Raw genomic sequence first — 25137 nt, 5'->3', positions numbered from 1 at the left:
GCGCTACCTTCAGGTAGTTACCAGAGATCAGGATTGCCGCCCTGCTAAAATCTTTTGTTTACGAAAAGCCCCCTTCATTATAGATGGGGGCTTTTTCATGTTTTTAAAATGGTTATATAATTCAAAAAGTGAAGAAAATCAATCTAAAATTGGCATCTCTTGTATAAATTCTGAAAGTTTGCTATAACTAGAGTTAATTAAATCGTGCGGAAAATAAAAAAGAAAAAGCGCGTTATAGTAGGATTGCCGTCCTCTATAATTGTCTACCGTGATAAGGCCACGGTAAACACTTGCTTCCACTTTTTTTACATTTATTCCTATATTGTAAGGGGGATTAAACATAAAATTCAAGGGAAAGTGTCTCTTTTATGGCCATCTAAAAGATGTATTTACCGTTTACACACGGTAAAGGCATCTTTTTCGTATGCTAAAAAGGAGAAAAAACATGGCTGAAAATGCTGAAACCTCTTGTGAGAGTAAATTTGCAATCAGTTTAGGTCGTTGCAGGAACAAAACAACCAGCCTTATTTACATAAAACTGTTGGCCAGGAACAGTATCCTGTTTTTTATGATGGGTAAAGAATTTATTCGTACAGAGCAACTTCAGGAATGGTATGTGCAGAAAAAGCAGGGTTGGCAGCCATTTTTCGTTGGAGACAACACAGTAAAGCAAGCTAAAACGTATAGAGACTTTCAGAGAAAAAGGCGGTTGTTTGCTATTTATCCCAGATTAACGGGCAGTAAGACCCTCACTTCAATTCTTATAGAAATCGAAAAAGGATAAGTGGGGGATCAACTGCCCGTAAAGGCCCGATTGGTTCGGGCCGGCCGAAGCCGGTCACTCAGGCATTGCCGCAGGACGCGGCGTTCTTTACCTGAGTTCCTGTTTATTCAGCAGGGGATGAAAGAAAACCCCTGCTGATGGCAGATTCACTTTATTTTCTAAAATGCTATCGGGTTATTCTATTCCTTATCGTTGTCTGGGGAATGCGTCGAATTATATCAAAGAACTAACTTAATAAAATTTAACCTATTCATTTTCAACGAATAGGCAATTTCATAAAAAACTCTACTATATCTAAGGAATAAAGAGCTATTGTGGAATGTTTAGGATAAGAAGTTCTTAACGTTGTAAATCCGTACTATCCAGATGTTAACCCTATAAGAAAAATAAATATTAAATGGAGAGATAAAATATGGAAACAGAGAAATATCAAAAAATGATATACGATCGCATGCAAGATAACTTACAAAAATGGGAAGAACGTGAATTCATTACAGAACAAGAGCTTTACTTTTTTCTTCATAGTTTAAAGGGAACGGCTGGATCTATTGGATTAAATGAACTAACTACTGTCGCTAGTGAGAAAATAGAACCTTTAAAAGAAACCGACGAAAAACACTGGAATAATTCAGAGTGGAAAAGCTATCTTGCCCCATTGATTGAAGGTATTGGTTTTTATCAAAAAAATTTTAATATGCATAAAGTAGAACAGGAAGAACTTTATTTGGTTAAAAATAAATCTGAAAAAGAATTTATCTTAGTCATTGATGATGATATTGTATTCATTACTTTTATAAAGGAGCTTCTTGAAGAAAAGGGGTATTCTGTTATAGTTGCTCACAATGGAAATCGCGGGTTGGAATTAATTTATGAGATGAAACCTGCTATTGTATTTTTAGATATTATGCTGCCAGATATAAATGGATTTGCAATATTGGAAAATATCATAAAAAAAGCAAAAAAAGAGCGTATGTTTATAGCCGTAATGAGTATGAATGATAGCAAACAGAATCGAATGCGTGCATATGATATTGGTGCTTTAGATTTTATTGCTAAACCAATTGATAGCGATATCTTGATATCTTACGTGACTAATCGTTTTGCCTATCAAACGGAGTTAGAACAATCTATCATTATAGATGAGTTAACACAGATGTATAATCGTAAATATATGAATGCTCAACTTCAAAACCTTATTCAGCAGTTTACTAGAAAAGAAGAGCCATTTGCTGTAGCAATAGTAGACTTAGATCATTTTAAAAAAGTAAATGATACATATGGTCATTTAATTGGAGATGACGTGTTACAAGGGTTTGCCAATTTAGTAAAGACGGTAAAACGTGAACAAGATATCGCTTGCCGATATGGCGGCGAGGAGTTTGTTATTTTAATGCCAAATACATCAGCTGAGGAAGCTTATGTGTTATTAGAGAGACTTCGTGAAACGATGGCGAAGAAGTATTTTACAGCTAATGAAATAAACTTTCAGGTGACCTTTTCTGCTGGAGTAGTAGATTCAACAACTGTAAATCTTCATCCGAAAAAATTGTTAGAAGAGGCTGATCAAGCACTTTATTATGCAAAACAATCTGGAAGAAATCAGACGATTATTTTTGATGAGCTTGTAGGTGATGTTAAAAAGTGTATTACGATTATCGTTGTTGATGATGTCTTTATCATCCGAAATATAATGACTAATCATTTTGCAACATGGCACCCAAGTGATAAATATGACATCAAAGTAATAGCGTATAGTGATGGATTAAGCTTTATGAATTCAAATTGGTATACACCTGATGGTAAATATATTATTTTATTAGATGGTATGATGCCGAAAATGGATGGTATCGAAGTACTCAAAAAATTAAGAGAAAACTATTCATCGAGTAATGTGATCGTTTCAATGTTAACTAGTCGCACAAGCGAAGAGTATGTTTTACATGCGCTAGAGAGTGGTGCGGATGACTATATTGTAAAACCCTTTGATATACGAGAGGTATCGGCACGGATCTTACGTCTAATTAATCGAGTATTTATATAATTAAGAGAAAAAGGAGCAACACCATGAAACGAATTCTAGTTGTAGATGACGAAGAAACATTACGAATGTTAATTTGTGATACGTTAGAGGACTTAGGCTACGAAATTGATGGAGCAGAAGATGGTGAAGAAGCATTAAAAAAAGTTAGTCAACAATCTTATGATTTAATGATATTAGATTATATGATGCCCAATTTAACGGGAATTGAAGTCATAGAACATCTGCCAAATGAAATGAAACAAACATTGTCTATACTAATGCTTACAGCTAGAGCACAAGAAGCTGATCGGCAAGTAATATTAGAAAAAGGGGCGGATTATTTTATGTCCAAGCCCTTTAGCCCTGTTGATTTAATCAAATTTGTGGAGGAGATCTTGAATGTTTAAGCCTTTTCCTTTACTAGAGAAAAGTATTCGTAATCAATTTTTAAAAACGTTGATGACATTGATAGTCGTTTTTTTGATTACAATGCTTACTTTCTTTATATATGTTAAATCGAGTAATCAAAGTCTACAAAAAGAGCGTGATTCAGTTCGTGAAAAAGCAGTATTAGTAGATGAATTAGAGGAAAGTATCAATGAAATTTTTTTTCGAGCAAGGGGATATTATGCCTTTCAAAATGATCAAGAGTTGAATTTACTCAATGAGAATTTAGAGGAATTTGAAATTCTCTTAGGGAAATATTCTGAATTACGACTAACCAAAGAAGAGAGAGAACTTTATAATGAATTAGTTGATTTTCACAAAAATTATAAAACAATAATACTTCCAAAAGCAATAAGTTTTGTGAAAGCAAATGACTATGCATCTTTACGAAAGCTTTCAAATAGTGGAACCAATGATCTTGTGAATAAATTTGTATCATATACAAAGGCTTACAAGAAAAAAACAGATGTTGATTTGAATCAAATATTCACAAAAACAATTGAACAAGCTCAACAATTTACACTGATTGCTTTAATATTGAGTGGTCTAATTTTGTTTTTAGTTACCGTCATTATGTGGCGAGTACTTTACAATCTGATTCGGCCGATTGAGCAATTGACAACAGCTACTAATGCAATAGCAACAGGACGTATTATCGATCTTGGAGGTCTTGTTCAACGAGAAGACGAACTGGGGATTTTGACTAATTCGTTCCAAAACATGACAAAGTCCATTCAGGAAAAAGAAGAAGTGTTGACAACCCAAAATGAAGAACTTATAGCACAGCAAGATGAATTACAAGAAAATCAAAGTCAATTGCAGCATTCACTGAATCAGTTACAAAAATATAACCAACTGAATCATGCATTAACATTTACATTAAATAAACAAAAATTGGTGGAAAACATTCACGAATATTTAAATTATATACATAAATTTGATACAAGTATTCTGTATTTGTTAGAAGGTAATGTATATGTTTCTAAAGGATTAACAAATAAATCGACCGAACATCTTGTTGGAAATCTTGATGAAAATAAACGTGTCCGGTTAGAAGAAGAACAATCGTTTGTCATTACACGTGAAGTAGTTCCTGAGGCACAAGGTATTGCCCAAGAGTCATACTATTGCTATGACCTCTACTCATCTGTATTAAATTCAGAGGGACAATTGGTTGCTGTCATGATGGCTACTCGAGAGGGGTATCCGTATTCAAATCAAGAGATCGAGGATTTAAACGGGTTAATGAATCGCATATCCATTGCTTTTGAACGCATACTAATGTATGAAGAAGTCGAGCGTTCACGCCAACTAAATCAAAATATTATTGACAATGTGAATGAAGGGATTCAGCTAGTATCCATCTCAGGAGATATCATCTTAATAAATAAAGCTTTATGCAGAATTATTCGATGTCAAAATCGTTTAGAAGGAAAGACCACCTCTCAACAAACTTGGCTTGAACATTTTCAAACACTTTCCGATCAGCCAGAAGAATTGACTAGCTTTTTCAAGAAAGCAATCATAGAGAATTTTAAGGATACTAGAAAGATCCGTTATTCAATTTCTCAGGATACGCCTGTTTTTATTGAAGTGTATGCAACTAGTGTATATGAAGACATGGAAAAAGTAGGTACGATATTTGTTCATCGTGATATTACAAGAGAGTATGAAGTTGATCAAATGAAATCTGAGTTAGTTAGTACAGTTAGTCATGAATTACGTACGCCATTATCGAGTGTGCTTGGATTTACAGAGCTTCTGTTGACAAAAAACTTGAAACCAGAACGTCAGAAAAAGTATATCGAAACGATTCATAAAGAAGCTATTCGTCTAACTAATCTTATCAATGATTTTCTTGATATACAGAGAATGGAATCAGGCAAGCAGCAGTATAATATGCAGTCATTAGCAATTGATGAATTAGCAATTGAAATTGTTAATCGCTTTCGTCATGAAAAGAATCATCATGTTCATTTAGTAGATAAGGCGAGACATATTAATGTTAAAGCCGATCAAGAAAGATTAGTACAGGTCTTCATAAACTTAGTCGGTAACGCCATTAAGTTTTCTCCTAACGGCGGAGATGTGATGATATCTCTTGAAAACGTCAATGAAATGCTTCAAGTAAGTATAAAAGATGAAGGAATTGGTATACCGAAAAATGACATTTCAAATCTATTTCAAAAGTTTAAGCGGATTGATAATAGTTCGAGACGAAAAATTGGTGGTACTGGATTAGGTCTTTCGATTAGTAGGGAAATTATATTGAAACATGGTGGCGAGATTTGGATAGAGTCAGAAGAAGGACAAGGAACAACAGTTTATTTTAATTTGCCACTTGGCAATAAGCCATTGTCTGGACAAACGATAAAGGTAGATGACTTAGACGATGGGCAAATAGGTTTAAATGTAATGATTGTAGAAGATGACTTAAGTTTAGCTTTACTTTTATCAGAAGAATTAAAGAGTAAAGGTTTTACAGTCATTCACCATAATGACCCTAAACGAGCTTTTGAAGATGCACTTCGTGTGCCGCTTGTGGGTGTAGTTATTGATCTTATGCTTGGAGATGAAATGAATGGTTGGGATTTGGTTCAACAATTAAAAGAAACAAGCCAAACTAGTAGAATTCCAATTGTTATTTCTTCCGCACTGGATGAAGCAAAAGAGGAAGTGGAGAAATTTAAGATTGAAAAGTATTTTACAAAACCTTATCCACCAGAAGAACTATCCAAAATACTTGTAACTTTTTTACTATCTAAATCAAGTAATGGTAATGTTATCTTTCCCGAAGAGAAAAGAGAGTAATAAAAAACATTGAAAAAAGCCGTGAAAATAACTTGGAACTGTCCCATAAAGTAAGACAAATAAAAACACTATTTTTCTAATGCTAGCTTAATAAGAATTCATGGGAAATCTAATAATGAATGCAACGAAATAATCATTTATCCCGCATTAACGGGCAGTAAGACCCCCGCTTCAAGCCGTCGAAAAGAAAAGGAGGATAAGCGGGGGATCAACTGCCCGTAAAAGCCCGATTGGTTCGGGCCGGCCGAAGCCGGTCACTCAGGTATTGCCGCAGGACGCGGCGCTCTTTACCTGAGTTCCTTTTTTATTCAGTGGGGGATAGCCGGAACGCAGACTAAGATCGTCACATCCTGTGACAACGTCTGCATGATTCACATCGTGTGAACCTAAACCCCCACTGAATGAAGTTTCACTTTATAGTGCATTCAATCAATGAACCAAAAACAAGCGTCAGCCCTTAAACTGAAAGGGATGGCGCTTGTTTTAGTTTGCCAAAAGGGGCAGATATAGTGCAGATGTGCTGGGTTATATGGAGAATGCTTTTAAATGGAACGGCCGAGAATTTGCCATTGACATGAAAAATGTGGCTATCTTTGATGGGGGTTTAAATTTTTCCGGAATTAAACAAAAAAAACAGTCAGGTTAATACCTGACTGTAAAGGAGTTAAATATGGCAAATAGGGTTTGGGGTATGACGGGAAATCATTGTACAAAAACAGTATGCCCCTTTTAGAAAAGTTTATACAAAAAAAGCCGAGGAAAACTCCCCGGCTATACATATTTGGAAGGTTCTTACTTATGAGAAAACGTAACACAGTAACAGGTTAACCAATTAAGAGAAAATTATGCAAAAAATTTAAATTTCTCTTAATTAGATTTTCTGCTTTGCAATTGATATTGGATAATTAAATCGTCCAACTCTTGACTATACTTAAGTGTTTCCATACTATCGAGCCCCTTTTCAATACCAGTGGCTATCAGTAACGTACGAATATCATTAATTCGAATGGCCAAGTTCTCCAAATTTAATTGAGTTGATAGCATCACATTTCTCCTATCGAATTTTGTTTACTGAAAGCAGAATAGGAAGAATCATAAGATATTTTTGAGAAGATTACTATACATTCGACAAAAGTTCTGAAAATATAACATCTATTTTAATCTTATCAGAAAAAATAAAAAGCTGAGGAAAGTCCCTGGCCATTAAAATATTACTCGTAATTCTATATTAACAGACTGGGAGCGTCCTTTGGTATGAAGATTGACCATAAAAAATGATAGCTAAAATAGATCTGATGAGCAACAAAACAATGTATGTAGTGAAAGACGGTCAGCTGACCCCGCATGAGCTGCCGGATTATGGCGAGACAGTCATTATTACGATGGGCGGTAAGGTAGATCGTTTGAAAACGAACATAAAAAGAAACGTTTAATCAAATAGAAGACAAAATATGTATAGGAAGAAGAAAGGGGATAACCGACCTCTCTTCTTCTCCTTTGCCATCTCCGCCTCTCTTTGTAACAAATTCATTTCTTCAATAATTTCATTCAACTGGTTGATACTTTGCATAAAAAGGAAAAAAGGAAGAGATAAGGATAATTATGGCTATCAATATACCAAACCCTGTCCCCCAAAAAGAAATTTGAGGGTTAGAGGACAAAAATAAACTTAGCATTAATATTGCAGCTATTACTATGAGTTCATGAATTAAGCGTGAGGAAGAAGAAACTTTATATTCTTGTCCGCAAGCATTGCACTTTATTAATGCGTGAAAAGCGAAAATAGATCCAAAAATCTGACTCCATTTGAATTGATGTCTACAATTTTCACATTTTTTTATGGCCATATTAACACGATCCTGTAAAAATCTATATTTGGAATTTCCATATCTACTATACAATAAATGTTATTTATTTGGAAGTATATTTGATGAAGGTTGATCAACAGTAAGATTATAATGTTAACTATTAAATAAGCAAACGAAACAGGAATATTAAGGGGAATTGAATACTTATGGAAATAATAGTATGGTGTTTGTGAAAGGTTTTACTTAAACTAACGAAGCAGTTTAGTCCTTAAACCAATATGAGTAAAAACAATAAGGGGGAAACTAATATGACAAAGAGAAATAAGGAGTTGTCACTAGAACAACGTGAAGAATTACTCAGAGCATTGAAAGCCCGTTTTGAGAAAAACATGCACCGCCATAAAGGTCTTGAATGGGTTAAAGTCCAGGCAAAGCTGGATGCTAATACTGAAAAACTGTGGTCGCTTAGTGAAATGGAAATAACCGGCGGTGAACCGGATGTTGTTGGTCATGATAAGAAGAAGGACGAATACATTTTTTATGATTGTTCAGCGGAAAGTCCTAAAGGTCGCAGAAGTGTTTGTTACGACCGTGAAGGGCTGGAGTCAAGGAAAAACCATAAACCAGAAAATAACGCGATTGATATGGCAACTGCCATGGGCATTGAACTTTTAACGGAAGAACAATATCGAGCGTTGCAGAAACTTGAAAATTTCGATATAAAAACGTCGAGCTGGGTGCAAACACCCTCTGATATTAGAGAACTCGGCGGAGCCCTTTTTTGCGATTTTCGCTTCGGACACGTCTTTGTGTATCACAACGGTGCGTCCTCTTACTATGCTGCCAGAGGGTTCCGTGGCTCGATAAGGGTCTAAATTTTTAAATTTGAATTTGAGAATGGATTACCTGGAGAAAGGATTTAATTTCCTTTTCCAACTATCTAAATCAACTTGAAGTGTAGTACCCTCTCCGGATTTCATCGCGGATTTCGGAAACAACAGCCACGTCATACTTTTCGTCCCTGCAATACTTAAATAAGATTAATGGTAAAATTAAGTATAGAAGACTTGATAAAGAATATAAACTAGTTGTTTACAAATAAATGGGTATTAAGGAAGGAAGTGCAGAACTATGGATTTAGAAACAGTTATGCAGGAGCTTGAAGCCCTCGGCAAAGAAAGAACTAAAAAAATGTACATATCTAATGGTGCGCACGAGCCACTTTTTGGCGTGGCTACAGGTTCTATGAAACCAATCGCAAAGAAAATAAAAATAAATCAACGTTTAGCTGAAGAGCTTTATGCCACAGGTAACTACGATGCAATGTACTTTGCAGGAATTATTGCAGACCCAAAAGCCATGACTGAGTCGGATTTTGATCGTTGGATGGATGCAGCGTATTTTTATATGCTGTCCGATTTTGTGGTGGCAGTAACTTTATCAGAGTCAAATATCGCACAAGACGTAGCTGATAAATGGATTGCAAGCGGTGATGAGCTGAGAATGTCAGCAGGCTGGAGTTGCTATTGCTGGCTTTTAGGGAATCGCCTAGACAATGAATTTTCCGAAAGCAAGATTTCCAATATGCTTGATATTGTAAAAAATACGATTTATCATTCGCCAGAACGAACGAAATCTGCTATGAATAATTTTCTATACACCGTAGGGATTTCCTATTTGCCGCTACATGAAAAGGCAGTCGAAACCGCAAAGGAAGTAGGTACAGTAGAAGTCAAACGGGACAAGAAAAAAAACAGTTTCCTAAACGCTTACGAAAGTATTCAAAAAAAAATTGATAAAGGGAAGCTTGGTTTCAAACGCAAATATGTAAGATGTTAAAAATTAGCTTCGCATTGGGGTGTGGTTCCAAGTAGGATTGACGCTCCTTAATTTATCCCGCATTAACGGGCAGTAAGACCCCCGCTTCAAGCCGTCGAAAAGAAAAGGAGGATAAGTGGGGGATCAACTGCCCGTAAAAGCCCGATTGGTTCGGGCCGGCTGAAGCCGGTCACTCAGGTATTGCCGCAGGATGCGGTGCTCTTTACCTGAGTTCTTTTTTTATTCAGTGGGGGATGAAGAAAACCCCGACTGAATGAAGTTTCACTTTATTTAGATGTATTATCCATTTTACTTTATCTGCTCTCTAATACAAATATTTTTTAAGCGATTAGTCCACAATAGATGTCCAACCATATTGTACATTATTTACCAATATACTGGGCTAATTCTTCATTGTTTTCTTTTATCACCATTATAATTCATTTATTTCCTTCCGCTAATTTTGTAATTAGCAAGGCATATAAAGCATTGCACAATATTGTAATTTGTTTGGGAAACAACCATTTATATCTGTTAACCAAATATTGTGAAAAAATGTACTTAAACTAAAGGGCGCATTTCACGAGTAGAAATGATCCTAAAAGGTATGTGAGACGGCTGGATGGATCCTGCCGTCTCAATCAATATTAACGTTTAAATTTAGGATGGTTTTGTAATAATTCTCCCACCGTTACAAATGTGTAACCTTTTTTTTGCAGTTCGGGCAGAATGATTTGTAGTGCCTGAACAGTTTGGGTACGATTACCACCTGAATCATGTAATAAAATAATATCCCCATTTTGAACGTTGGAAAGAACATGATTAGCAATTTTTTGGACCCCTTGGTTAGTCCAATCTTTTGTGTCTTGGTGCCATGACCATAAGATGATTGTGTAATTATCATTTGTTAGTGTATTAATAATCTGTTTATTTAGAGCGCCTCCAGGTGGTCGAAACAATTTCATTTTTCCGAGTTGAAAGGTGTCGATTAAGTTTTGGGTAGTCTGTATTTCATCGATTAATGAAGATTCAGATATATTATGAAAACTTGGATGGGAATAGGTGTGATTTCCAATTTCATGTCCTTCTGCTATTTCTCGATTGACGATTTCAGGATATTTCTTCATATGAGCGCCCAATAAAAAGAAAGTGGAATAAGCATCGTACTTTTTTAATACATCTAAAATTTGTGGTGTATAAATAGGGTGTGGCCCATCATCGAAGGTAATCGCCACCATTTTTTTCTTCATAGGAATGTCCCATATAATATCACCTTTACGCTCATAGTACGGTCGATCAAGCTGTTGACTATATACAGAATCAAGAGGATGAATCAAAGGTAGAAGTAAGGAAAGTAAAGAAAATGAAATGATCTTTTGTATACGCATCATATAACACCCCCATCTGAAGAATAAGCTGTTAAAATTAATTCCTTAAATAGGCATAATAAATGGCGCCTTTTATATATTAATTAGATTAACCATTACAGCCTTGCTCTATCAATTTTTTCGAAAATTTTAATAAACAAAAATGGATTTCACTGGAACAAAAGGTTGAAATCCGAAAGACAGCTGATATTACTCCATTTCCTTTTAATGAAACTGCACTTCCAGACTTATAAAGTGAAACTTCATTCAGTGGGGTTAGGTTCACAGGATGTGAATCATGCAGACGTTGTCACAGGACGTGACGATCTTAGTCTGCATTCCGCTATCCCCACTGAATAAACAGGAACTCAGGTAAAGAGCGCCGCGTCCTGCGGCAATACCTGAGTGACCGGCTTCAGCCGGCCCGAACCAATCGGGCTTTTACGGGCAGTTAATCCTCCCACTTATCCTTCTCTTCTTTTTAACGTCTTGAAGCGGGGGTCTTACTGCCCGTTACTGCGGGATAAATACGGCTTTAACTTTTTTATGAAAGGGTTTACAAGAAAACGTTAAGTATATATAATATAATCAATAATCAAATTGTCGACAATCAGACAAATAGACAATTTTGAAAGGGGGATATTGTTGAATAATAACTTATCCAAATTTTCATTAAAGCATCGAGTAGCATACGAAATTAGGAAATCTATTTTTGACGGAAAATTAGAGCAAGGTGAAAAAATTACAGAGTCTCAGGTTTCGCAAGATTTAGGTGTGAGCCGTACTTCTGTCCGCGAAGCGATGCTGCTCTTAGAACTAGAAGGACTACTTATATCGTCTCCTTATAAGGACACAAGAGTAGCAACAATCAATCAAGAAGAAGTGCTTGAGCTGCTGCTTCCGATGCGTGTCCATATTGAAACGTTTGCCCTAAAAAAAGGGTTTCCTACATGGGGGGAGAAAACGAAGGAAGAATTTGAACATATTCTTGAAAATATGAAAAAAGCGGTCCATTTTGAAGATTTATCAACATTTATGGAACTGGATATTCAATTTCATGAATTGATTGTCACGTCATCTGAAATGGATAATGTGATCCGCATATGGGAAAGTATCGTTCACCGTATTCGTCTTCATTTTTTGTACCAAAACAGGAAATCAGGCACGCTGCAAAAATGGCTTTCTGATCATGAAGAGTTGATCCATATTCTCGTACATGGAACGTCTGTCGATGAAGCGGTTGATGCGTTAGGGAAACATATTATGGACACCAATATTCCAGATGTTTATCTACTTGAATAAATGGCTGATTAATGAAAGGGGGTGATGTGCAAAACCAATGATCATTCGTAAAAACAGAGGAGGAACAAGGAAAATGAAAAAAATGGAAATAGCCAAGGTGGATGTCTATGTTGTAGCAGGGCCAGATGCCAAATATAGGACATCATCCCATTATTCGGAACTGACAATCACGAATACGATTGTACGAATTCAAACGAAAGAGGGCTATGAGGGGTATGGAAGTGCGATCTCTTGGACGGAAGAAGGTGTTGATCAAAGCCTAGCTGAATCCATTCGTCACCTTATCCCGTTCCTCATCGGAAAATCAGCTCTTCAACGGGAAGAAATTTTCGGGTTAATGGCAAGTCGGTGTGTACAAATGACACCACAGGCGCAATCGCCAATCGATATTGCTTTATGGGATCTTGTCGCCAAATATGCAAAGATGCCGTTATATCAATTGTTGGGCGGTGCACGAAATAAAATACTATCCTATGCAAGCACACCCTTTTTGCCAAGTATTGAGGACTATATAAACCATGTCCATGAATTGAAAGAGCAAGGGTATCGGGCGATTAAGTTCCATACATGGTGTACGATCGAGCAAGATCTGGCATTAGCTAGAGCCATACATGAAGTTTTCCATGACTCCGGTTTGACATTCATGATGGATGTGGAACAAGCGTATACGAGACAGGAAGCATTGAGAGCGGCAAAAGAGCTGGAAAAGCTGGATTATGTATGGTTGGAAGCTCCACTTCCAGATACGGATCTAGAAGGCTATAAGGAACTGAGGTCGCGCGTGAACATTCCAATTATTGCAGCTGGCAATACATTGCTCCATTTAAATCAAATCGAACAAGGGATTCAAAATGGCTGCTGGTCAAGCGCTCGAGTAGATGCGACACTTGCAGGAGGCATTACACAAACAAGAAAAATAATGGGGCTTGCTGAAGCAAATTCCATGACGGTCGAACTTCAATCATGGGGGTATACATTGTCCCAAGCGGCAAATTTACATTTGATGCTTGCCTATAACAACTGTTTGTATTTCGAACAAGCCGTCCCGATTGAACCGCTAGAGTTTGGTGTGAAAACAACGATTCGAACCGATCAGGATGGTTATGTGCACGCACCGATAGGTAATGGGCTTGGTATTGAAATGGATTGGCCGCTTATCGAAAAATCAGCAATCTATAAGTTGTCTTTTGATCAACATGGTTGGACAGAATAAAAAAACAGAATCGGCTTTAAAAATATGCGGCGGCAACCAAACATATTTAAAGAGATTCTGTCCAATGATAGTATATCAAATTTCAGAGATAAACTTAACTAAACTATTTTTTGAAAAAATAGATCAAAAAAGGACAAATGTATCTATAGGAGGGACGTATAATTGAAAATCACAGATGTTGAAGTAATCGGACTTAGGGTCCCTCTTGCAAATCAAAAATGTGAATGGGGAGAAGATGCTGTCATCGTTAAGATTTATACGGATGAAGGCATCATCGGAATCGGCGAAACGGATAGTTCTCCTTTTGTCATAAAAGCCATCATTGAAACGCCAAGTTCACATGATGCGTCAGTCGGTTTAAAAGAATTATTAATGGGGGAAAACCCGCTTGATATCGAAAGACTATGGAGTAAAATGTATAACGGTTCAAGCTATATGGGACGCCGTGGAGCTGGAATTCATGCGATCAGCGCCATAGATCTTGCGCTATGGGATATAGCAGGAAAATTTTACAATGTTCCTGTTTATCAGCTGCTTGGCGGCAAGTTTCGAGATGAAATTGCTGCTTATGGAACGTTTATACCCGTTGATCGACCAGAGGAAAACCGGACAATTGCAGCAAAAATGCTTGAAGACGGCTATAAAAGCGTAAAGTTTGGCGGCGGAAAATTTGGTTTTAATGAAAAGTATGACGTAGCTGTTGTTTCGGAAATCCGCGATGAAATCGGAGAGGATATTACGCTTCAAATTGATTTAGTCGGAAGATGGAAAACGTATCGTCATGCCCTTCATATGTGTCAACTTCTTGAGAAATACAATCTTAATTGGGTGGAGGAACCCGTACCTGCAGACGATATGATCAGTTATTCAAAGCTGGCTCGTACAGGTCACACAAAAATTGCGGGTGGAGAAGCGTTAACGACACGGTATGAATTCAGCCACTTCCTTGAAATCGGAAAACCAGATATTGTCCAGCCGGATATTACACGCTGCGGCGGCATTACGGAAATGAGGAAAATTAGCGAACTTGCAAAATTAAATGGGACGCAGCTTGTGCCTCACGGGTTTAGCACCGGTATTTTAAACGCGGCAACGGTTCAGTTTTTAGCTGCTTTTGAATCAGGCGATTTAATGGAGTTCTCGCAAAGTACAAGTCCTTTGTTTAAAGATTTAGTAGTAAACCCGATTCAGTGCATCAATGGCCATGTGAAAGTGCCGGATCTGCCCGGTCTTGGAATTGAATTAAATGAACGGGTCATTTCGAAATATCAGATTTTTTAGTATAAAGCGTGCATCCAAAAGGAGGGAATAACTATTATGAAAGAACGAAAATATGATTTAAAGCTCATAATTACGAGTTTAGCTCTAATCTTAGGTATTGTATTTTACCTAGCCGCTAAGCCTGAGCAAGGGACGGAAGCTGCAAACTGGCTATTTAATACATTCACTACTTTATTTGGTTCGTATACACTCATTTTCACCTTTCTTTCCTTTCTAACTCTTATATACCTATTTTTTAGCAAATTTGGAAATATTCGCTTAGATCATGTGAAGCCGGAGTATTCCAACTTTAGCTGGGTTGCCATGATGCTATCCGCTGGTTTAGGTTCAGCAACTGTATACTGGGGTTTTGTCGAGTGGGCCTATTATTATACAACACCTGCATTAGGCGTTACACCTGAGTCGAGTGGAGCGTATGAATGGGCCATGGCTTATAATTTATTTCATTGGGGATTCAGCGCATGGGGGCTCTATTGCATTGCAGCTCTCCCTGTAGCCTACCATTTTCATGTTCGTAAAAACAAAGGCTTGAGCCTAAGTGCCGTTTTCCTATCCATTACTGGCTGGCAGTCGAAAGCTTGGATTGGTAAAATCATTGATTTAATTTTTATCTTTACATGTTTCGGTGGTTTAAGCATCACTCTTGCCTTGAGTATCCCATTGATTTCTGAAGGTATTGCAAAAGTTTTAGGCATTGGCAGCAGCTTTACAATGAATATCATCATCGTCATCATTATTTCAATTATTTATTCCTTAAGCTCCTACATCGGTATTGAAAAAGGAATGAAACGAATTAGTGATTTGAACACTTATTTCGCTATCGGGTTTGCACTGCTTCTTTTCATTATGGGCCCAAGTATATTTATTCTTAAAAATACAACAAATGGCCTTGGATTAATGTTCCAAAACTTTATCCACATGAGTTTATGGACAGATCCAATTGACAATGGTGGCTTTCCTGAAGGATGGACTATTTTTTACTGGTTATATTGGATCACGTATACGCCTTTCATGGCGATATTTGTAACGAAGGTTTCAAAAGGCCGCAAAATAAAGGAACTCATTCTTAACATGGTCATAAGCGGAAGTCTGGGATGCTGGTTCTTCTTTGGGATTTTATCAAACTTTAGTATGAATAAAAACATTACAGGTGCCATTAATGTTCCAGGAGTCCTAGACAGCTTAGGTGGAAACGTTGTCATTATGCAAATTCTTGGAGAACTTCCGTGGAGTAGCCTATTTATCTTGATGTTCACCATTATATCTACATTGTTCCTCGCAACGACATTGGATTCAGCTTCTTATACATTGGCTGCCACAGTAACGCCGGGGCTTAAGAATAACCAAGATCCTTCAGCATTGCTAAGACTATTTTGGTGTGTCATGTTAGCCGTTGTACCATTGACGATGATCCTGATCAAAGCTCCATTAAACACGATTAAAACAGCAGCGATTATCACGGCTGTCCCATTAACATTTATTTTAATTGTCATGATCATTGGTTTCCTGAAATGGATGGTGAAAGACTACGGGCATATTCCAGTGCATGAAATTGTGAAAGAAAGTGAATTAAAATCTGGGGAAAAAGAAATCGTATAAAATACAGATGATCAGAGTATCATCGCGTACTTAAAAAGGAAATACAAAGAAGTGGTTCTTAGTAACTAAAAAATTTACTGAATATTGATTACATTTAATAAGTATGAAACTCGATAAGCAGCCGGGTTCAGTCTGTAGACAAATTCTTCATATAGAAGATAATGTCTACAGGCTTTTTTGTATAATAGAAACATCAAATATTAAAAAAACGTTTACAGACAAAAACAGATTTGGATTTTATTATAATATTCATATGGTATAATATGTTTTATTAATTAACAAAATGAATAGAAGGGCGGGACATCATGCGTATTATTAAGAAAAAATTAGATATTCAAGACTTTATTGAAAAGTTTGAATTAATAGCTTCATATGATGATGTTGGACAAAAGCATTACCTTGTGATTGAAGATAGAGAACGAGGGGGGAAGTGGACACTGATGAAGTACTCAGACAGCCAATGGTCCCTTCATGGCAAAGGCTTGAATTATTGTGATCATGAAGAATACAGTTTGCCTGAAAAAGATTTTGTTCAATTTATTTGGAAAAACCGGAGCTTGTTTAATAGGAAAATTAAAGAAGCAGTATTAAGTTAATTTTTGAAGATTCCTTTTATCAATTTTGAAAATAAAGGTTATAGAAGAATAAGAAAAATCTGCTCTGAACCGTTTAATAGACTAAACCTATTTTTGGCTGCTGGTCATTTGACTTATATAGACTACTTTTATTTCAAGAGAGAATTTCTATAGAGCTTGTTCTTCCGCTAATGAGGCAACAATCCTGTATTGAAAGAAAAAACAACTCAAAAAAGAGTGGGGTATATATGAAAAAAGTAATTTTAGCAGGTTGAACGGGATTTTTTAGTAAATATTTCGAAACTAAATTTAAGAAGCTCGGCAATCAGGTAAACATTATATCAAGGCAAACTCAACATATATCTTGGGAGAACAAACCGGGAATGATAGAAGCATTAGAAGGCGCTGAACTGCTTATCAATCTGGCGGGGGAGTCGGTGAATTGTCGATACAATGAAGCAAATAAAAATGAAATTATGAATTCAAGAAAGGCGGCGTAATGATCCCTTATCGAAATTTAGTAAAGTTTGGGCTTGGGGTGTTCAAGGAACTGGAAGCCAAAAGTTTAGCTAGATACATGTTGAGGTTTTATTTCAGATCGTTCTCTTTTTGAAAGATAGAGAAGAACTAAGCGGCGTTTTTAATTGCACTCACCTTATCCTGTTCGTAACCGTGAACTAATAAAAGAGCTGCGAAAATAGATGATTCTTTATGGATATATTAATGATGTTTTTCACAAGATCACCTCCATACAAAAAATTATAACTATAATTATTGTATGGAGTATTTGGATAGTTGCGAATAACTAGCTCTATCAAAAAAGACGGGGCTAAAATCTATTTTACAGTTATTAATATAAATTCTTTTTTTATTCCAATTTTGGCTTCTATGGCAGAACGAACAGGTTAACTCCAGCCATAGTATTAATTTTTTAAAAGGAAAAAGTTGACTTACAATGATAAGACTTTCCATAAAAGTTCTAGAGGATACAGAAAAGCCTTATTTTACGTATAAGCGCAATTGATACATAAAAGTGATGCATCTGAATTATTATTGTTTTTTAGATACTTCTCTCGTTAAATAATCGAGTTGTTTTTGTATAGTATTTAATTGCTGTTGAATGGGCTCCACACTTAATTGATCTTGAGAATTATCATTTGACAGTTCTTCTAAAGCTAACACATCCGCACATATTCCTATAACCTCACCGAGGGTTACGATTGCGGAACCAATGATTGCGAGCTGTGCAGCACTAATTTCAGAAGATGACGAAGAATTTTTTTTCTTAATACCTCTTAAATCACCCGATTTCATCACATTAACCTCCTGAAATGTAAGGATTAATAACATTTACATTTTATGTGGGAAAGTATTTAGTGTGATAAGGAAAAGGACTATGAAGATCTTATAATCGGCGTTAGGTTTAGATTAGAAAAAGCTGCAGTTTAATCAACAGTACATTCGTTAATTATTGACCAATTCATGTGAATTTTGATCAAAATTTCTTTCAAAATGGCTTTTTCGTTTTCATGAATTAAAAGGATTTTTAGTATTTGTATAATCAAGATGAATTTTAAATTGGCTATTGATTAGTGGCCTGACCCATTGTTCATTCCGATTATTTTTATACACATGTTTATTATACCCTTCTACTCTTTGTAGAAAACGGGGTAATCACAGTTCAATCTCTGTACTTATTCTTTTCTCGCTTCTTATATGAATACTTTCTTCGTTATAATCATATACCGATACTTCCGCCATCGCTTTGACTACTGTTTTTCTGTTTCTGACGACGCTGATAAAACCAAATTGCGATCGCAAGCCAAAAGCCACCTACTAAATAACCACTTATGATATCTGTTGGATAATGCACACCTAAATAAATACGGCTCGTTCCGATCATCATTATCATTGTGATACTTAGAAGAATTAAGAATGTCCGACCCCATTTAGCAGGTATATGACGCCAAAGTAGGTAGGCAAGAAGACCATAAAGAGTAATGGCGTTCGTCGCATGACCGCTTGGAAAACTGTATCCGCCTACTTCAATAAGCCGATGAAAATCTGGACGTGCTCTATGAAAGAATTGTTTTAATGACAAGAAAAGAACGTTTGAGCCTAGAAGAACAATCATAAATAAAATAAGTTCTGAACGGTGTTTGAATACGTTATAAAGGAAAAACAACGTGAGAAGGGAAAGCACCACAATAGAAGACGTGGAACCAATAAACGTGAAAAACGTCATAATCGCCGTCAACATCGGTGATTCCAGTCCTTGAATAAACGAGACTACGGTCTGATCAAATTGAATAATTTCGTGGCTACTCACTAAAAAAGCCATAGAGCTGAATCCAATTAACGAAACGAGACTGACAAAAAAAGCGATAGAAAACTGATACTTTAATTTCATGGGAACGAACACCTCGATATTATGAACGATTGATCCTTATAGTATTTCACTTTTCACTTTTTCAATGTATCACTTATTTTCTATACTTTTTTTAAAAAAATCTATTTTTAATGTTATACTCAGTGTCTTTTTAGATTTAAGTATTGGCCTTAGATTAATTTATAGTTGTGAGGAGAGAAAAAAGAATGAATAGGATTAACTTTGAAGGATTATAACGGATGGACGGAGCAATTTCGCTTGCTGGATACGGTGAAGACGGCTATCACACAGAGCGTTCCCTACGAGGTGATCGCATTGATGATGTTTCTTTGGTTTAGTGGAAAGAAAGATGAAATGATCAAAAAACGATCTACCGTTTTATATGCTTTTTTTCGTCTTTGATCAATGCTATTATTCACTTTTTTTATAATCATCTTCGCCCGTTTGTCGTTCACCATGTTCATCAATTAGTGCAGGAGAAGAAAAGAGAATGATTATTTCCGGTATTTCAAAATTGGCCAATGTACCTTGTTTTTTGACACTAATTTTTATACATGCTTAAAAGAGCTTCTTTTATCTTACCTATTTGTTTCTCATAGCTAAAGGGGAATGAATATGAAAACATTTAATAGGGAAAACAGCCACTCAATAATTGTTGGGAAAAAGCAAGCACCGTTTGATCACGATCACGGTGGAGGACACTTACTTGCGAATAGAGCAGATTGAAATTCATCAAACGGAGTGATCAATCTAGAAGAGTTGGGAGTGTTTTTATGAAACGACGATTTGGCTTCGTTGCTTTATACATTTTTGTTTTCAGTACTGCGATGACCTTTTTCCCTTCTTACGGGGAGGCCTGTTCTTGTGCTAAACCACCAGATGTAAAAGAAGAATTTTCCCTTTCTAAAGCGGTATTTAGGGGAAAAGTCACAGAAATTGACGAGAAAAAAAGTGTATCAGGCTTTCCTACAAAGTCTGTTCGTTTCGAGGTCAATGAGACATGGAAGGGTGTTAGTCAATCCCAAGTGAATGTTACAACAGGGAATGGCGGCGGGGATTGTGGATATGAGTTCAGAAAAGGCCAAGAGTATTTAGTGTATGCGAATGATTCTGACATGTATGGCTCGAGTGAACAGACTGTCATTATATGCAGCAGAACAAAGGAAATAAGTACTGCGCAAGAAGATTTAGCAATACTTGGCGAAGGGCAGACACCTACAGAGAAGGTTAAATTAAAAAGTATGGGGCAAGGCAAAGTGTTGTTTGTTTTAACAGCTGTTGCATTGTTCACATTCTTTAGCAGGTTTTATTTCATGAAAAAATCAAAAAAGCAGAACGGGGAAGAAAAAAATTGATTGAACGATAAAGTGAAACAAAATAAAGATCAGAATGTAGACAAACTCCTTTTTCACAAAAGGGGTTTTTATCTTTTTGTTTTAGCTTATCTAGTTGTTTTCTAATTGAAGCAATACAATATTTTGAAGACTAATGAAGTATTAAAAAAGGCTGTCGACAAAGTCGACAGCCTCAAAGCACTTCTGGTGGTAGCTGAGTTTTTTCATTACTATTAGCCTGTAAATACATTATTATATTTTTTGAATGAATATGGCTGGACAAGCATATTAGTTATGGCTGCACGCCAATTTTTGAAATGCTCTGTTTCTCGATGTTTTAACTGATCTGCCTGTGTATGATACATTTCAACTAATACGAACTGGCAAGGGACATCTGAGTCTTGTAACACGTCAAAGCGAATAACGCCAGATTCTTTTAAACTGTTTGAGGCATTCTCAATGGTTGCTGCCTTAAAAGAAGAAAGATATTCCTCCTTTACGAGAATTGAAACATGTACGATATACATTGATATCTCACCCACTTTATTGATTTGATCCCTCTTTTTATGTGTAAGTTAGATTTTATAGCGGTGCATTACATCGTTTAAAAGATAGGGGCTTATTTTTCAAGATTGTTTGTAATTTCTTTTGCAGAAGCGATAACAGTAGGTGCCTAACTTAATCCCTTTTTCTTTGAAAAATGGAAGCTTGGAACGCTTACACTAAGAAAGGAAACGAGGTTACCTTATTTGTCTAAAATAGGTGCTGAAATACCGTTCTCCTTTTCATTTGATTCTAAAAAGTTCGTTGCGAATCCGTGCTTTCGTATAAGCTCAATTTCTTCATGCAGTTTTTCACGGCCCGTAATGGCCTTGTCCTTCTAATATAGCAAGTAAACGCCATACTGTTGTGCGGTTCAAATTTGTTTTAAGCGCTAGGTCAGAGGCTAAAACGGGTGTATTACTGGCCACTATTAACGTAAGTAATATCAACATTATATCGTAATGCTATATCTTTGTCATTGCCTCAGTAGTTATTACTATCCATTGATAAGAACTTAGTATTTGAAAAAAGAGTAGAGCAAATACTTAATACAGCCTGTCAAAAATCGAATAAGCCAACTATCAAAATACTAAAAAGTGCATAGAAAAGCGGCGTGAGTATACAGCCTTTAATCGATCCCTTTTTTTCTTTGTTCGTTCATATCGTCAATTTTCTTCTCGATTCTATCGAGTTGACTTCTGCGGTTCTTGTTAGAACGAAAAAATGACACGATTAATACGATAATTAGTGCAAGAAACCCAAGAAAAAATAATTGAAATAATGCATCTCCGATATTGAAATTACTCACAATAAATCCCTCTCAAAATAGCATTTTTTAAGCAATCCACTATATATTTGTGAATAATTATATCAATTAGGTCATTAGAGTGTAAAATAGGCTAACGTAATGAACAGTTCAAGACGGATGACATACATTATCATTATAGTGTAAAATATACAATTTGAAGGAGAAATTAAATTGATAAACCAAAGTCTCGAACAAATGATATTATATCATTTGGCACAGGCCGAATATTTCGAGCGTTTAAAAATGACATATTTAAATAATCATGGATTATTTTATCAATATGGGGAACAGCAATTTTATAATAACGCACTTGCAAATCGATACAAAGCAATGATAACAGGTTCGACGAGACCAGACACAACAGTGTTTGGAACAGTAGGTAATACAAAACAAACCGGATCAATCAATAAACCTTTACTTCATTTACTACGTAAAGGAGGATATATTCTGTATGCTAAACACGGGGAAGCAACCGTAGGAGAAGATCAAGCGTATCTAAATTTTCAGTATTGTTCTACCCAAAGAAATCTTTCTGAGGCTGGGAGAAGACAAGCGATAACCTACGGGGAGGCACTTCGCCGTTTATACATTCCTGTTGAATATCCCGTCCTCGCCAGTCCTTTATGCAGAACTAAAGAAACTGCTGAATTAGCTTTTGGGAAAGATAATGTTCAAGTCGATCCTTTCTGGGCTGAAATATATAAGTTGAGCGGTAATTTAAGCGCAGCAGAACAGGAAAGGATCTTAAACGCCCTTCGATCAGTTTTAGAAATCCAACCACCACGGGGAAATAATAAGGTTATTATCGCTCACAGTTTTCCAAAAGCGATTGGTTTAGGGCAAATTCCAGACATGGGAACTGTGGTTGTGAAATCTCATGGACAAGGTAAAGGTTATGAAGTTGTTGCTCAGGTATCTTTAGCGGAGTTGACGAGTTTGCTTGAATAAATTCAAAAGGACAACGGGAATCAAAGCTGTCGATCCCCGTCTCTTGTTGTTTATTCTGTTTTACATATCACTCACCATTTGGATAGATACCATAAGATAAACATGACCGAACCGTATCATAAGTAAATAAAGTCTTTTTAAGATTCCTTAAAAAGCTAGCTGAAATACATAAATTTATAGAAATGAATTATGTGTATTTCAGCTAGAATCAGTTAAGAAATATCAAATTATCTATAATCTCATCTTTTGTGTCTATGTGCAAAAATATGGGATGAATAAATACTTAGCAATTCCATTAATCTGAATGAATAAAATGTTTTTCCATAACCTCTAACACCAAACTATAATTTTATAGGGGGCGGTTTGGGCAGGGATACTTTTTGTGGTAGGGCCATAAACAACAATTAGATTTCGGTTTGCTGGGTTTCTTGTAAAGGCTTGCCCATTTGTCAATACTATTTGAGTATATGGTGAAATAGTTAATCTTAGTTGACCATCGCTACTCTCCAACTGGCCGTTAAAGTAGTCTATTTTTACATTTTGATATGGACTATCTTTTACCATAACAAGTGCCTGATATTGTGGTGGGAAAATAAGAGGAACAGCTGCATTTCCATCATAGTATCCAGTTACCTTATCACCTACTGCTACCATTACATGATCTACAAAGTAAGTAGTGGGTGACACCACGAAATTTACTAAAGCTCCGTATCCGTTATCTACAGATATTAATTTATAACAACCTTCTCCTTGCCCATTTAGCTCTATCATAAAATCACTAATCATGGTGACGATCCCATGAAAAGATTTGAAATTTATCATACTCATACCTCCCTCGTTATTTAAACATATCCTTATATAAATTATGCATTCCTAAGACTTTTTGTTATCTTCCAAATCCGCCGCCCTCAACTAGGCAGAAAAATCTCAGACGTGTAGGTGGGTTTACTTGAGTTCCTGTTTCATTCAGTGGGGGATGAAGAAATCGATATGCCGGAAATGACGGCTCATGGCACGTAACTGGAACGCAAAGAAAACATTCGTATCCGTTATTCTTTTAATGGAATTAAAAAAAAGCGGCTGTATTTACCTTATACAGTCGCACAATATTGTATTGATGGCTACAACAGGGGGAGGAGTCAAAAGCTAATAAGTCTTACGAATAATGGGTTGCTTCCTATCAGTATCCGCCGCCCATGTAAGATGCGCCAATGATGATTAAAAGAATGAACAGGACAACAACTAGTGCAAAGCCAGAGCCGTATCCACCACCGTTTTCGGAACTCATAATTATCACCTCTTTATTGGATATAGTATGAAAAAATTCAATGGTATCTTGTACAATGGTCCCATAAAAATAAAAAATATTACCTGTAACGAGGGGGAGGACAAAATTTGTTGGATAACCAGGGTCTATAACGATATTTCTTGTCGTTGGCCGATAAATATGATGAGGAACATTGATAATATGTTGGTGATTGATATTTACAAATGGCTGAATGACAGGAACCTCACGTGTAGAGTAGGAATGATAAAATATACACTTTGGGGGACAGATGATCGGTTTAACAGGCCGATATATGTTAGATGCACCTCGTCGTAACTGAAAAATGGATAAACATCATGGATGAGATTTTAAATTACTTACAAATGATATACCCGATTAGAAAGTATTTTGGGGCTCGTTTGAAACAGAAAAATAGCCAGGCAGGGGCCTGGCTATAAAAAGTTTAAATTTTATCCCGCATTAACGGGCAGTAAGACTCCCGCTTCAAGACTTCGAAAAGAAAAGGAGGATAAGCGGGGGATCAACTGTCCGTAAAAGCCCGATTGGTTCGGGCCAGGCTGAGCCTGGTCACTCAGGTATTGCTGCAGGACGCGGTGCTCTTGTTTATTCAGTAGGGGATAGCGGAACGCAGACTAAGATCGTCACGTCCTGTGACAATGTCTGCATGATTCACATCGTGTGAACCTAACCCCCATTGAATGAAGTTTCACTTTATAAAATGGGGGTTGGATATGACGAGAAAGCATCGTGCAAAACAGTACATTCATTTTAGATAAGTTTATACAAAAAAGCCGGGGAAAGC

Annotated in this window: 24 protein-coding genes and 1 pseudogene; 15 read left to right on the top strand and 10 right to left on the bottom strand. The window is 36.4% G+C overall.

Going from position 1 to position 25137, the window contains the following annotated elements; translation table 11 throughout:
* Positions 1–445: 445 nt before the first annotated feature.
* The 4 genes from BLL40_RS09190 (at position 446) to BLL40_RS09175 (ending at position 6062) form a co-directional block, all read left to right on the top strand.
* Positions 446–784 carry a hypothetical protein gene (locus tag BLL40_RS09190; RefSeq protein WP_073711605.1) on the top strand — a complete coding sequence of 113 codons (339 nt, stop codon included), beginning with the start codon at positions 446–448 and terminating at the stop codon, positions 782–784.
* 412 nt (positions 785–1196) lie between these two features.
* On the top strand, positions 1197–2825 hold the full coding sequence (locus BLL40_RS09185) for a diguanylate cyclase (protein WP_073711604.1): 1629 nt from the start codon (positions 1197–1199) through the stop codon (positions 2823–2825).
* A 23-nt stretch (positions 2826–2848) separates the two neighbouring features.
* A complete protein-coding gene (locus tag BLL40_RS09180; protein WP_073711603.1) occupies positions 2849–3211 on the top strand; it encodes a response regulator transcription factor in 363 nt (120 codons plus the stop codon).
* Complete coding sequence (locus BLL40_RS09175; protein ID WP_073711602.1) at positions 3204–6062, top strand: ATP-binding protein; 2859 nt, start codon at positions 3204–3206, stop codon at positions 6060–6062. The genes BLL40_RS09180 and BLL40_RS09175 overlap by 8 nt, the downstream gene beginning before the upstream one ends.
* A gap of 867 nt (positions 6063–6929) precedes the next feature.
* Here BLL40_RS09175 and BLL40_RS09170 read toward each other — a convergent pair.
* Positions 6930–7106 (bottom strand): aspartyl-phosphate phosphatase Spo0E family protein, encoded by a 177-nt coding sequence (locus tag BLL40_RS09170; protein ID WP_073711601.1) that lies wholly within the window; start codon positions 7104–7106, stop codon positions 6930–6932.
* A 230-nt stretch (positions 7107–7336) separates the two neighbouring features.
* Here BLL40_RS09170 and BLL40_RS09165 point away from each other — a divergent pair, with 230 nt between their 5' ends.
* Entirely contained in the window at positions 7337–7495 is a 159-nt protein-coding gene (locus tag BLL40_RS09165) for an XtrA/YqaO family protein (RefSeq protein ID WP_073711600.1), read from the top strand.
* A 111-nt stretch (positions 7496–7606) separates the two neighbouring features.
* Here BLL40_RS09165 and BLL40_RS18220 read toward each other — a convergent pair whose 3' ends face one another.
* Entirely contained in the window at positions 7607–7909 is a 303-nt protein-coding gene (locus BLL40_RS18220; RefSeq protein ID WP_073711599.1) for a TIGR04104 family putative zinc finger protein, read from the bottom strand.
* A 269-nt stretch (positions 7910–8178) separates the two neighbouring features.
* Between BLL40_RS18220 and BLL40_RS09155 the strand changes: the two genes are divergently transcribed.
* Together BLL40_RS09155 and BLL40_RS09150 are read left to right on the top strand one after the other, a co-directional pair.
* Positions 8179–8745, top strand: a complete 567-nt coding sequence (locus BLL40_RS09155; protein WP_073711598.1) for a DUF4256 domain-containing protein — start codon at positions 8179–8181, stop codon at positions 8743–8745.
* Positions 8746–9001: 256 nt separating this feature from the next.
* The gene (locus BLL40_RS09150; protein WP_073711597.1) at positions 9002–9709 is read left to right on the top strand and encodes a DNA alkylation repair protein; all 708 of its coding nucleotides are present in this window, start codon (positions 9002–9004) and stop codon (positions 9707–9709) included.
* 626 nt (positions 9710–10335) lie between these two features.
* On the opposite strand, the gene BLL40_RS09145 is transcribed toward BLL40_RS09150, so the two are convergent.
* Complete coding sequence (locus BLL40_RS09145) at positions 10336–11079, bottom strand: polysaccharide deacetylase family protein (RefSeq protein WP_245797922.1); 744 nt, start codon at positions 11077–11079, stop codon at positions 10336–10338.
* Between the two features lie 621 nt (positions 11080–11700).
* Here BLL40_RS09145 and BLL40_RS09140 point away from each other — a divergent pair.
* The 6 genes and pseudogenes from BLL40_RS09140 to BLL40_RS17785 form a co-directional block, all read left to right on the top strand.
* Positions 11701–12357, top strand: a complete 657-nt coding sequence (locus tag BLL40_RS09140) for a GntR family transcriptional regulator (protein WP_073711596.1) — start codon at positions 11701–11703, stop codon at positions 12355–12357.
* Between the two features lie 73 nt (positions 12358–12430).
* A complete protein-coding gene (locus BLL40_RS09135) occupies positions 12431–13570 on the top strand; it encodes a mandelate racemase/muconate lactonizing enzyme family protein (protein ID WP_073711595.1) in 1140 nt (379 codons plus the stop codon).
* 162 nt (positions 13571–13732) lie between these two features.
* Positions 13733–14851 carry a mandelate racemase/muconate lactonizing enzyme family protein gene (locus tag BLL40_RS09130; RefSeq protein ID WP_073711594.1) on the top strand — a complete coding sequence of 373 codons (1119 nt, stop codon included), beginning with the start codon at positions 13733–13735 and terminating at the stop codon, positions 14849–14851.
* A 36-nt stretch (positions 14852–14887) separates the two neighbouring features.
* Positions 14888–16450: a BCCT family transporter gene (locus tag BLL40_RS09125; protein ID WP_073711593.1), complete on the top strand. Its 1563-nt coding sequence runs from the start codon at positions 14888–14890 to the stop codon at positions 16448–16450.
* Positions 16451–16755: 305 nt separating this feature from the next.
* Positions 16756–17046 (top strand): hypothetical protein, encoded by a 291-nt coding sequence (locus tag BLL40_RS09120; protein WP_073711592.1) that lies wholly within the window; start codon positions 16756–16758, stop codon positions 17044–17046.
* Positions 17047–17273: 227 nt separating this feature from the next.
* Positions 17274–17720 (top strand): annotated as a pseudogene (locus BLL40_RS17785) (epimerase); the annotation flags it as partial.
* A gap of 355 nt (positions 17721–18075) precedes the next feature.
* Here the strand turns inward: BLL40_RS17785 and BLL40_RS09115 are convergent.
* Positions 18076–18339: a hypothetical protein gene (locus BLL40_RS09115; RefSeq protein ID WP_073711591.1), complete on the bottom strand. Its 264-nt coding sequence runs from the start codon at positions 18337–18339 to the stop codon at positions 18076–18078.
* Positions 18340–18763: 424 nt separating this feature from the next.
* Entirely contained in the window at positions 18764–19435 is a 672-nt protein-coding gene (locus BLL40_RS09110) for a phosphatase PAP2 family protein (protein ID WP_073711590.1), read from the bottom strand.
* Positions 19436–20187: 752 nt separating this feature from the next.
* On the opposite strand from BLL40_RS09110, the gene BLL40_RS09100 reads away from it, so the two are divergent.
* Entirely contained in the window at positions 20188–20769 is a 582-nt protein-coding gene (locus BLL40_RS09100) for a hypothetical protein (RefSeq protein WP_073711588.1), read from the top strand.
* Positions 20770–20981: 212 nt separating this feature from the next.
* On the opposite strand, the gene BLL40_RS09095 is transcribed toward BLL40_RS09100, so the two are convergent.
* From BLL40_RS09095 to BLL40_RS09085, 3 genes are all read right to left on the bottom strand, one after another.
* Positions 20982–21275 carry a putative quinol monooxygenase gene (locus BLL40_RS09095; protein WP_073711587.1) on the bottom strand — a complete coding sequence of 98 codons (294 nt, stop codon included), beginning with the start codon at positions 21273–21275 and terminating at the stop codon, positions 20982–20984.
* Between the two features lie 327 nt (positions 21276–21602).
* Positions 21603–21743 (bottom strand): HTH domain-containing protein, encoded by a 141-nt coding sequence (locus tag BLL40_RS18215; RefSeq protein WP_083566448.1) that lies wholly within the window; start codon positions 21741–21743, stop codon positions 21603–21605.
* Positions 21744–21919: 176 nt separating this feature from the next.
* Entirely contained in the window at positions 21920–22099 is a 180-nt protein-coding gene (locus BLL40_RS09085) for a DUF4083 domain-containing protein (RefSeq protein WP_073711586.1), read from the bottom strand.
* Between the two features lie 171 nt (positions 22100–22270).
* Between BLL40_RS09085 and BLL40_RS09080 the strand changes: the two genes are divergently transcribed.
* A complete protein-coding gene (locus BLL40_RS09080; RefSeq protein ID WP_342743118.1) occupies positions 22271–23047 on the top strand; it encodes a histidine phosphatase family protein in 777 nt (258 codons plus the stop codon).
* 330 nt (positions 23048–23377) lie between these two features.
* Here BLL40_RS09080 and BLL40_RS09075 read toward each other — a convergent pair whose 3' ends face one another.
* The gene (locus BLL40_RS09075; RefSeq protein ID WP_073711585.1) at positions 23378–23869 is read right to left on the bottom strand and encodes a hypothetical protein; all 492 of its coding nucleotides are present in this window, start codon (positions 23867–23869) and stop codon (positions 23378–23380) included.
* Positions 23870–24227: 358 nt separating this feature from the next.
* Positions 24228–24335, bottom strand: a complete 108-nt coding sequence (locus tag BLL40_RS09070) for a YjcZ family sporulation protein (protein ID WP_083566446.1) — start codon at positions 24333–24335, stop codon at positions 24228–24230.
* Positions 24336–25137: the final 802 nt, after the last annotated feature.

Origin of the sequence: Domibacillus mangrovi, assembly GCF_001906925.1 — a bacterium.
In the GTDB taxonomy this organism is placed as follows: domain Bacteria; phylum Bacillota; class Bacilli; order Bacillales; family Domibacillaceae; genus Domibacillus; species Domibacillus mangrovi.
The sequence above is the reverse complement of the archived record's forward strand: the minus strand, read 5'-3'. Positions and strand labels throughout refer to the sequence as shown.

Coding starts and splice junctions, on each gene's coding strand:
- BLL40_RS09145 (WP_245797922.1), bottom strand. CDS start 11,079: ATGATGCGTATACAAAAGATCATTTCATTTTCTTTACTTTCCTTACTT.
- BLL40_RS09075 (WP_073711585.1), bottom strand. CDS start 23,869: ATGATAAATTTCAAATCTTTTCATGGGATCGTCACCATGATTAGTGAT.
- BLL40_RS09135 (WP_073711595.1), top strand. CDS start 12,431: ATGAAAAAAATGGAAATAGCCAAGGTGGATGTCTATGTTGTAGCAGGG.
- BLL40_RS09175 (WP_073711602.1), top strand. CDS start 3,204: ATGTTTAAGCCTTTTCCTTTACTAGAGAAAAGTATTCGTAATCAATTT.
- BLL40_RS09095 (WP_073711587.1), bottom strand. CDS start 21,275: ATGTATATCGTACATGTTTCAATTCTCGTAAAGGAGGAATATCTTTCT.
- BLL40_RS09155 (WP_073711598.1), top strand. CDS start 8,179: ATGACAAAGAGAAATAAGGAGTTGTCACTAGAACAACGTGAAGAATTA.
- BLL40_RS09190 (WP_073711605.1), top strand. CDS start 446: ATGGCTGAAAATGCTGAAACCTCTTGTGAGAGTAAATTTGCAATCAGT.
- BLL40_RS09170 (WP_073711601.1), bottom strand. CDS start 7,106: ATGCTATCAACTCAATTAAATTTGGAGAACTTGGCCATTCGAATTAAT.
- BLL40_RS09165 (WP_073711600.1), top strand. CDS start 7,337: ATGATAGCTAAAATAGATCTGATGAGCAACAAAACAATGTATGTAGTG.
- BLL40_RS09125 (WP_073711593.1), top strand. CDS start 14,888: ATGAAAGAACGAAAATATGATTTAAAGCTCATAATTACGAGTTTAGCT.
- BLL40_RS09110 (WP_073711590.1), bottom strand. CDS start 19,435: ATGAAATTAAAGTATCAGTTTTCTATCGCTTTTTTTGTCAGTCTCGTT.
- BLL40_RS09115 (WP_073711591.1), bottom strand. CDS start 18,339: ATGAAATCGGGTGATTTAAGAGGTATTAAGAAAAAAAATTCTTCGTCA.
- BLL40_RS09100 (WP_073711588.1), top strand. CDS start 20,188: ATGAAACGACGATTTGGCTTCGTTGCTTTATACATTTTTGTTTTCAGT.
- BLL40_RS09180 (WP_073711603.1), top strand. CDS start 2,849: ATGAAACGAATTCTAGTTGTAGATGACGAAGAAACATTACGAATGTTA.
- BLL40_RS09120 (WP_073711592.1), top strand. CDS start 16,756: ATGCGTATTATTAAGAAAAAATTAGATATTCAAGACTTTATTGAAAAG.
- BLL40_RS09150 (WP_073711597.1), top strand. CDS start 9,002: ATGGATTTAGAAACAGTTATGCAGGAGCTTGAAGCCCTCGGCAAAGAA.
- BLL40_RS09070 (WP_083566446.1), bottom strand. CDS start 24,335: ATGAGTTCCGAAAACGGTGGTGGATACGGCTCTGGCTTTGCACTAGTT.
- BLL40_RS18220 (WP_073711599.1), bottom strand. CDS start 7,909: ATGGCCATAAAAAAATGTGAAAATTGTAGACATCAATTCAAATGGAGT.
- BLL40_RS18215 (WP_083566448.1), bottom strand. CDS start 21,743: ATGTTGATATTACTTACGTTAATAGTGGCCAGTAATACACCCGTTTTA.
- BLL40_RS09185 (WP_073711604.1), top strand. CDS start 1,197: ATGGAAACAGAGAAATATCAAAAAATGATATACGATCGCATGCAAGAT.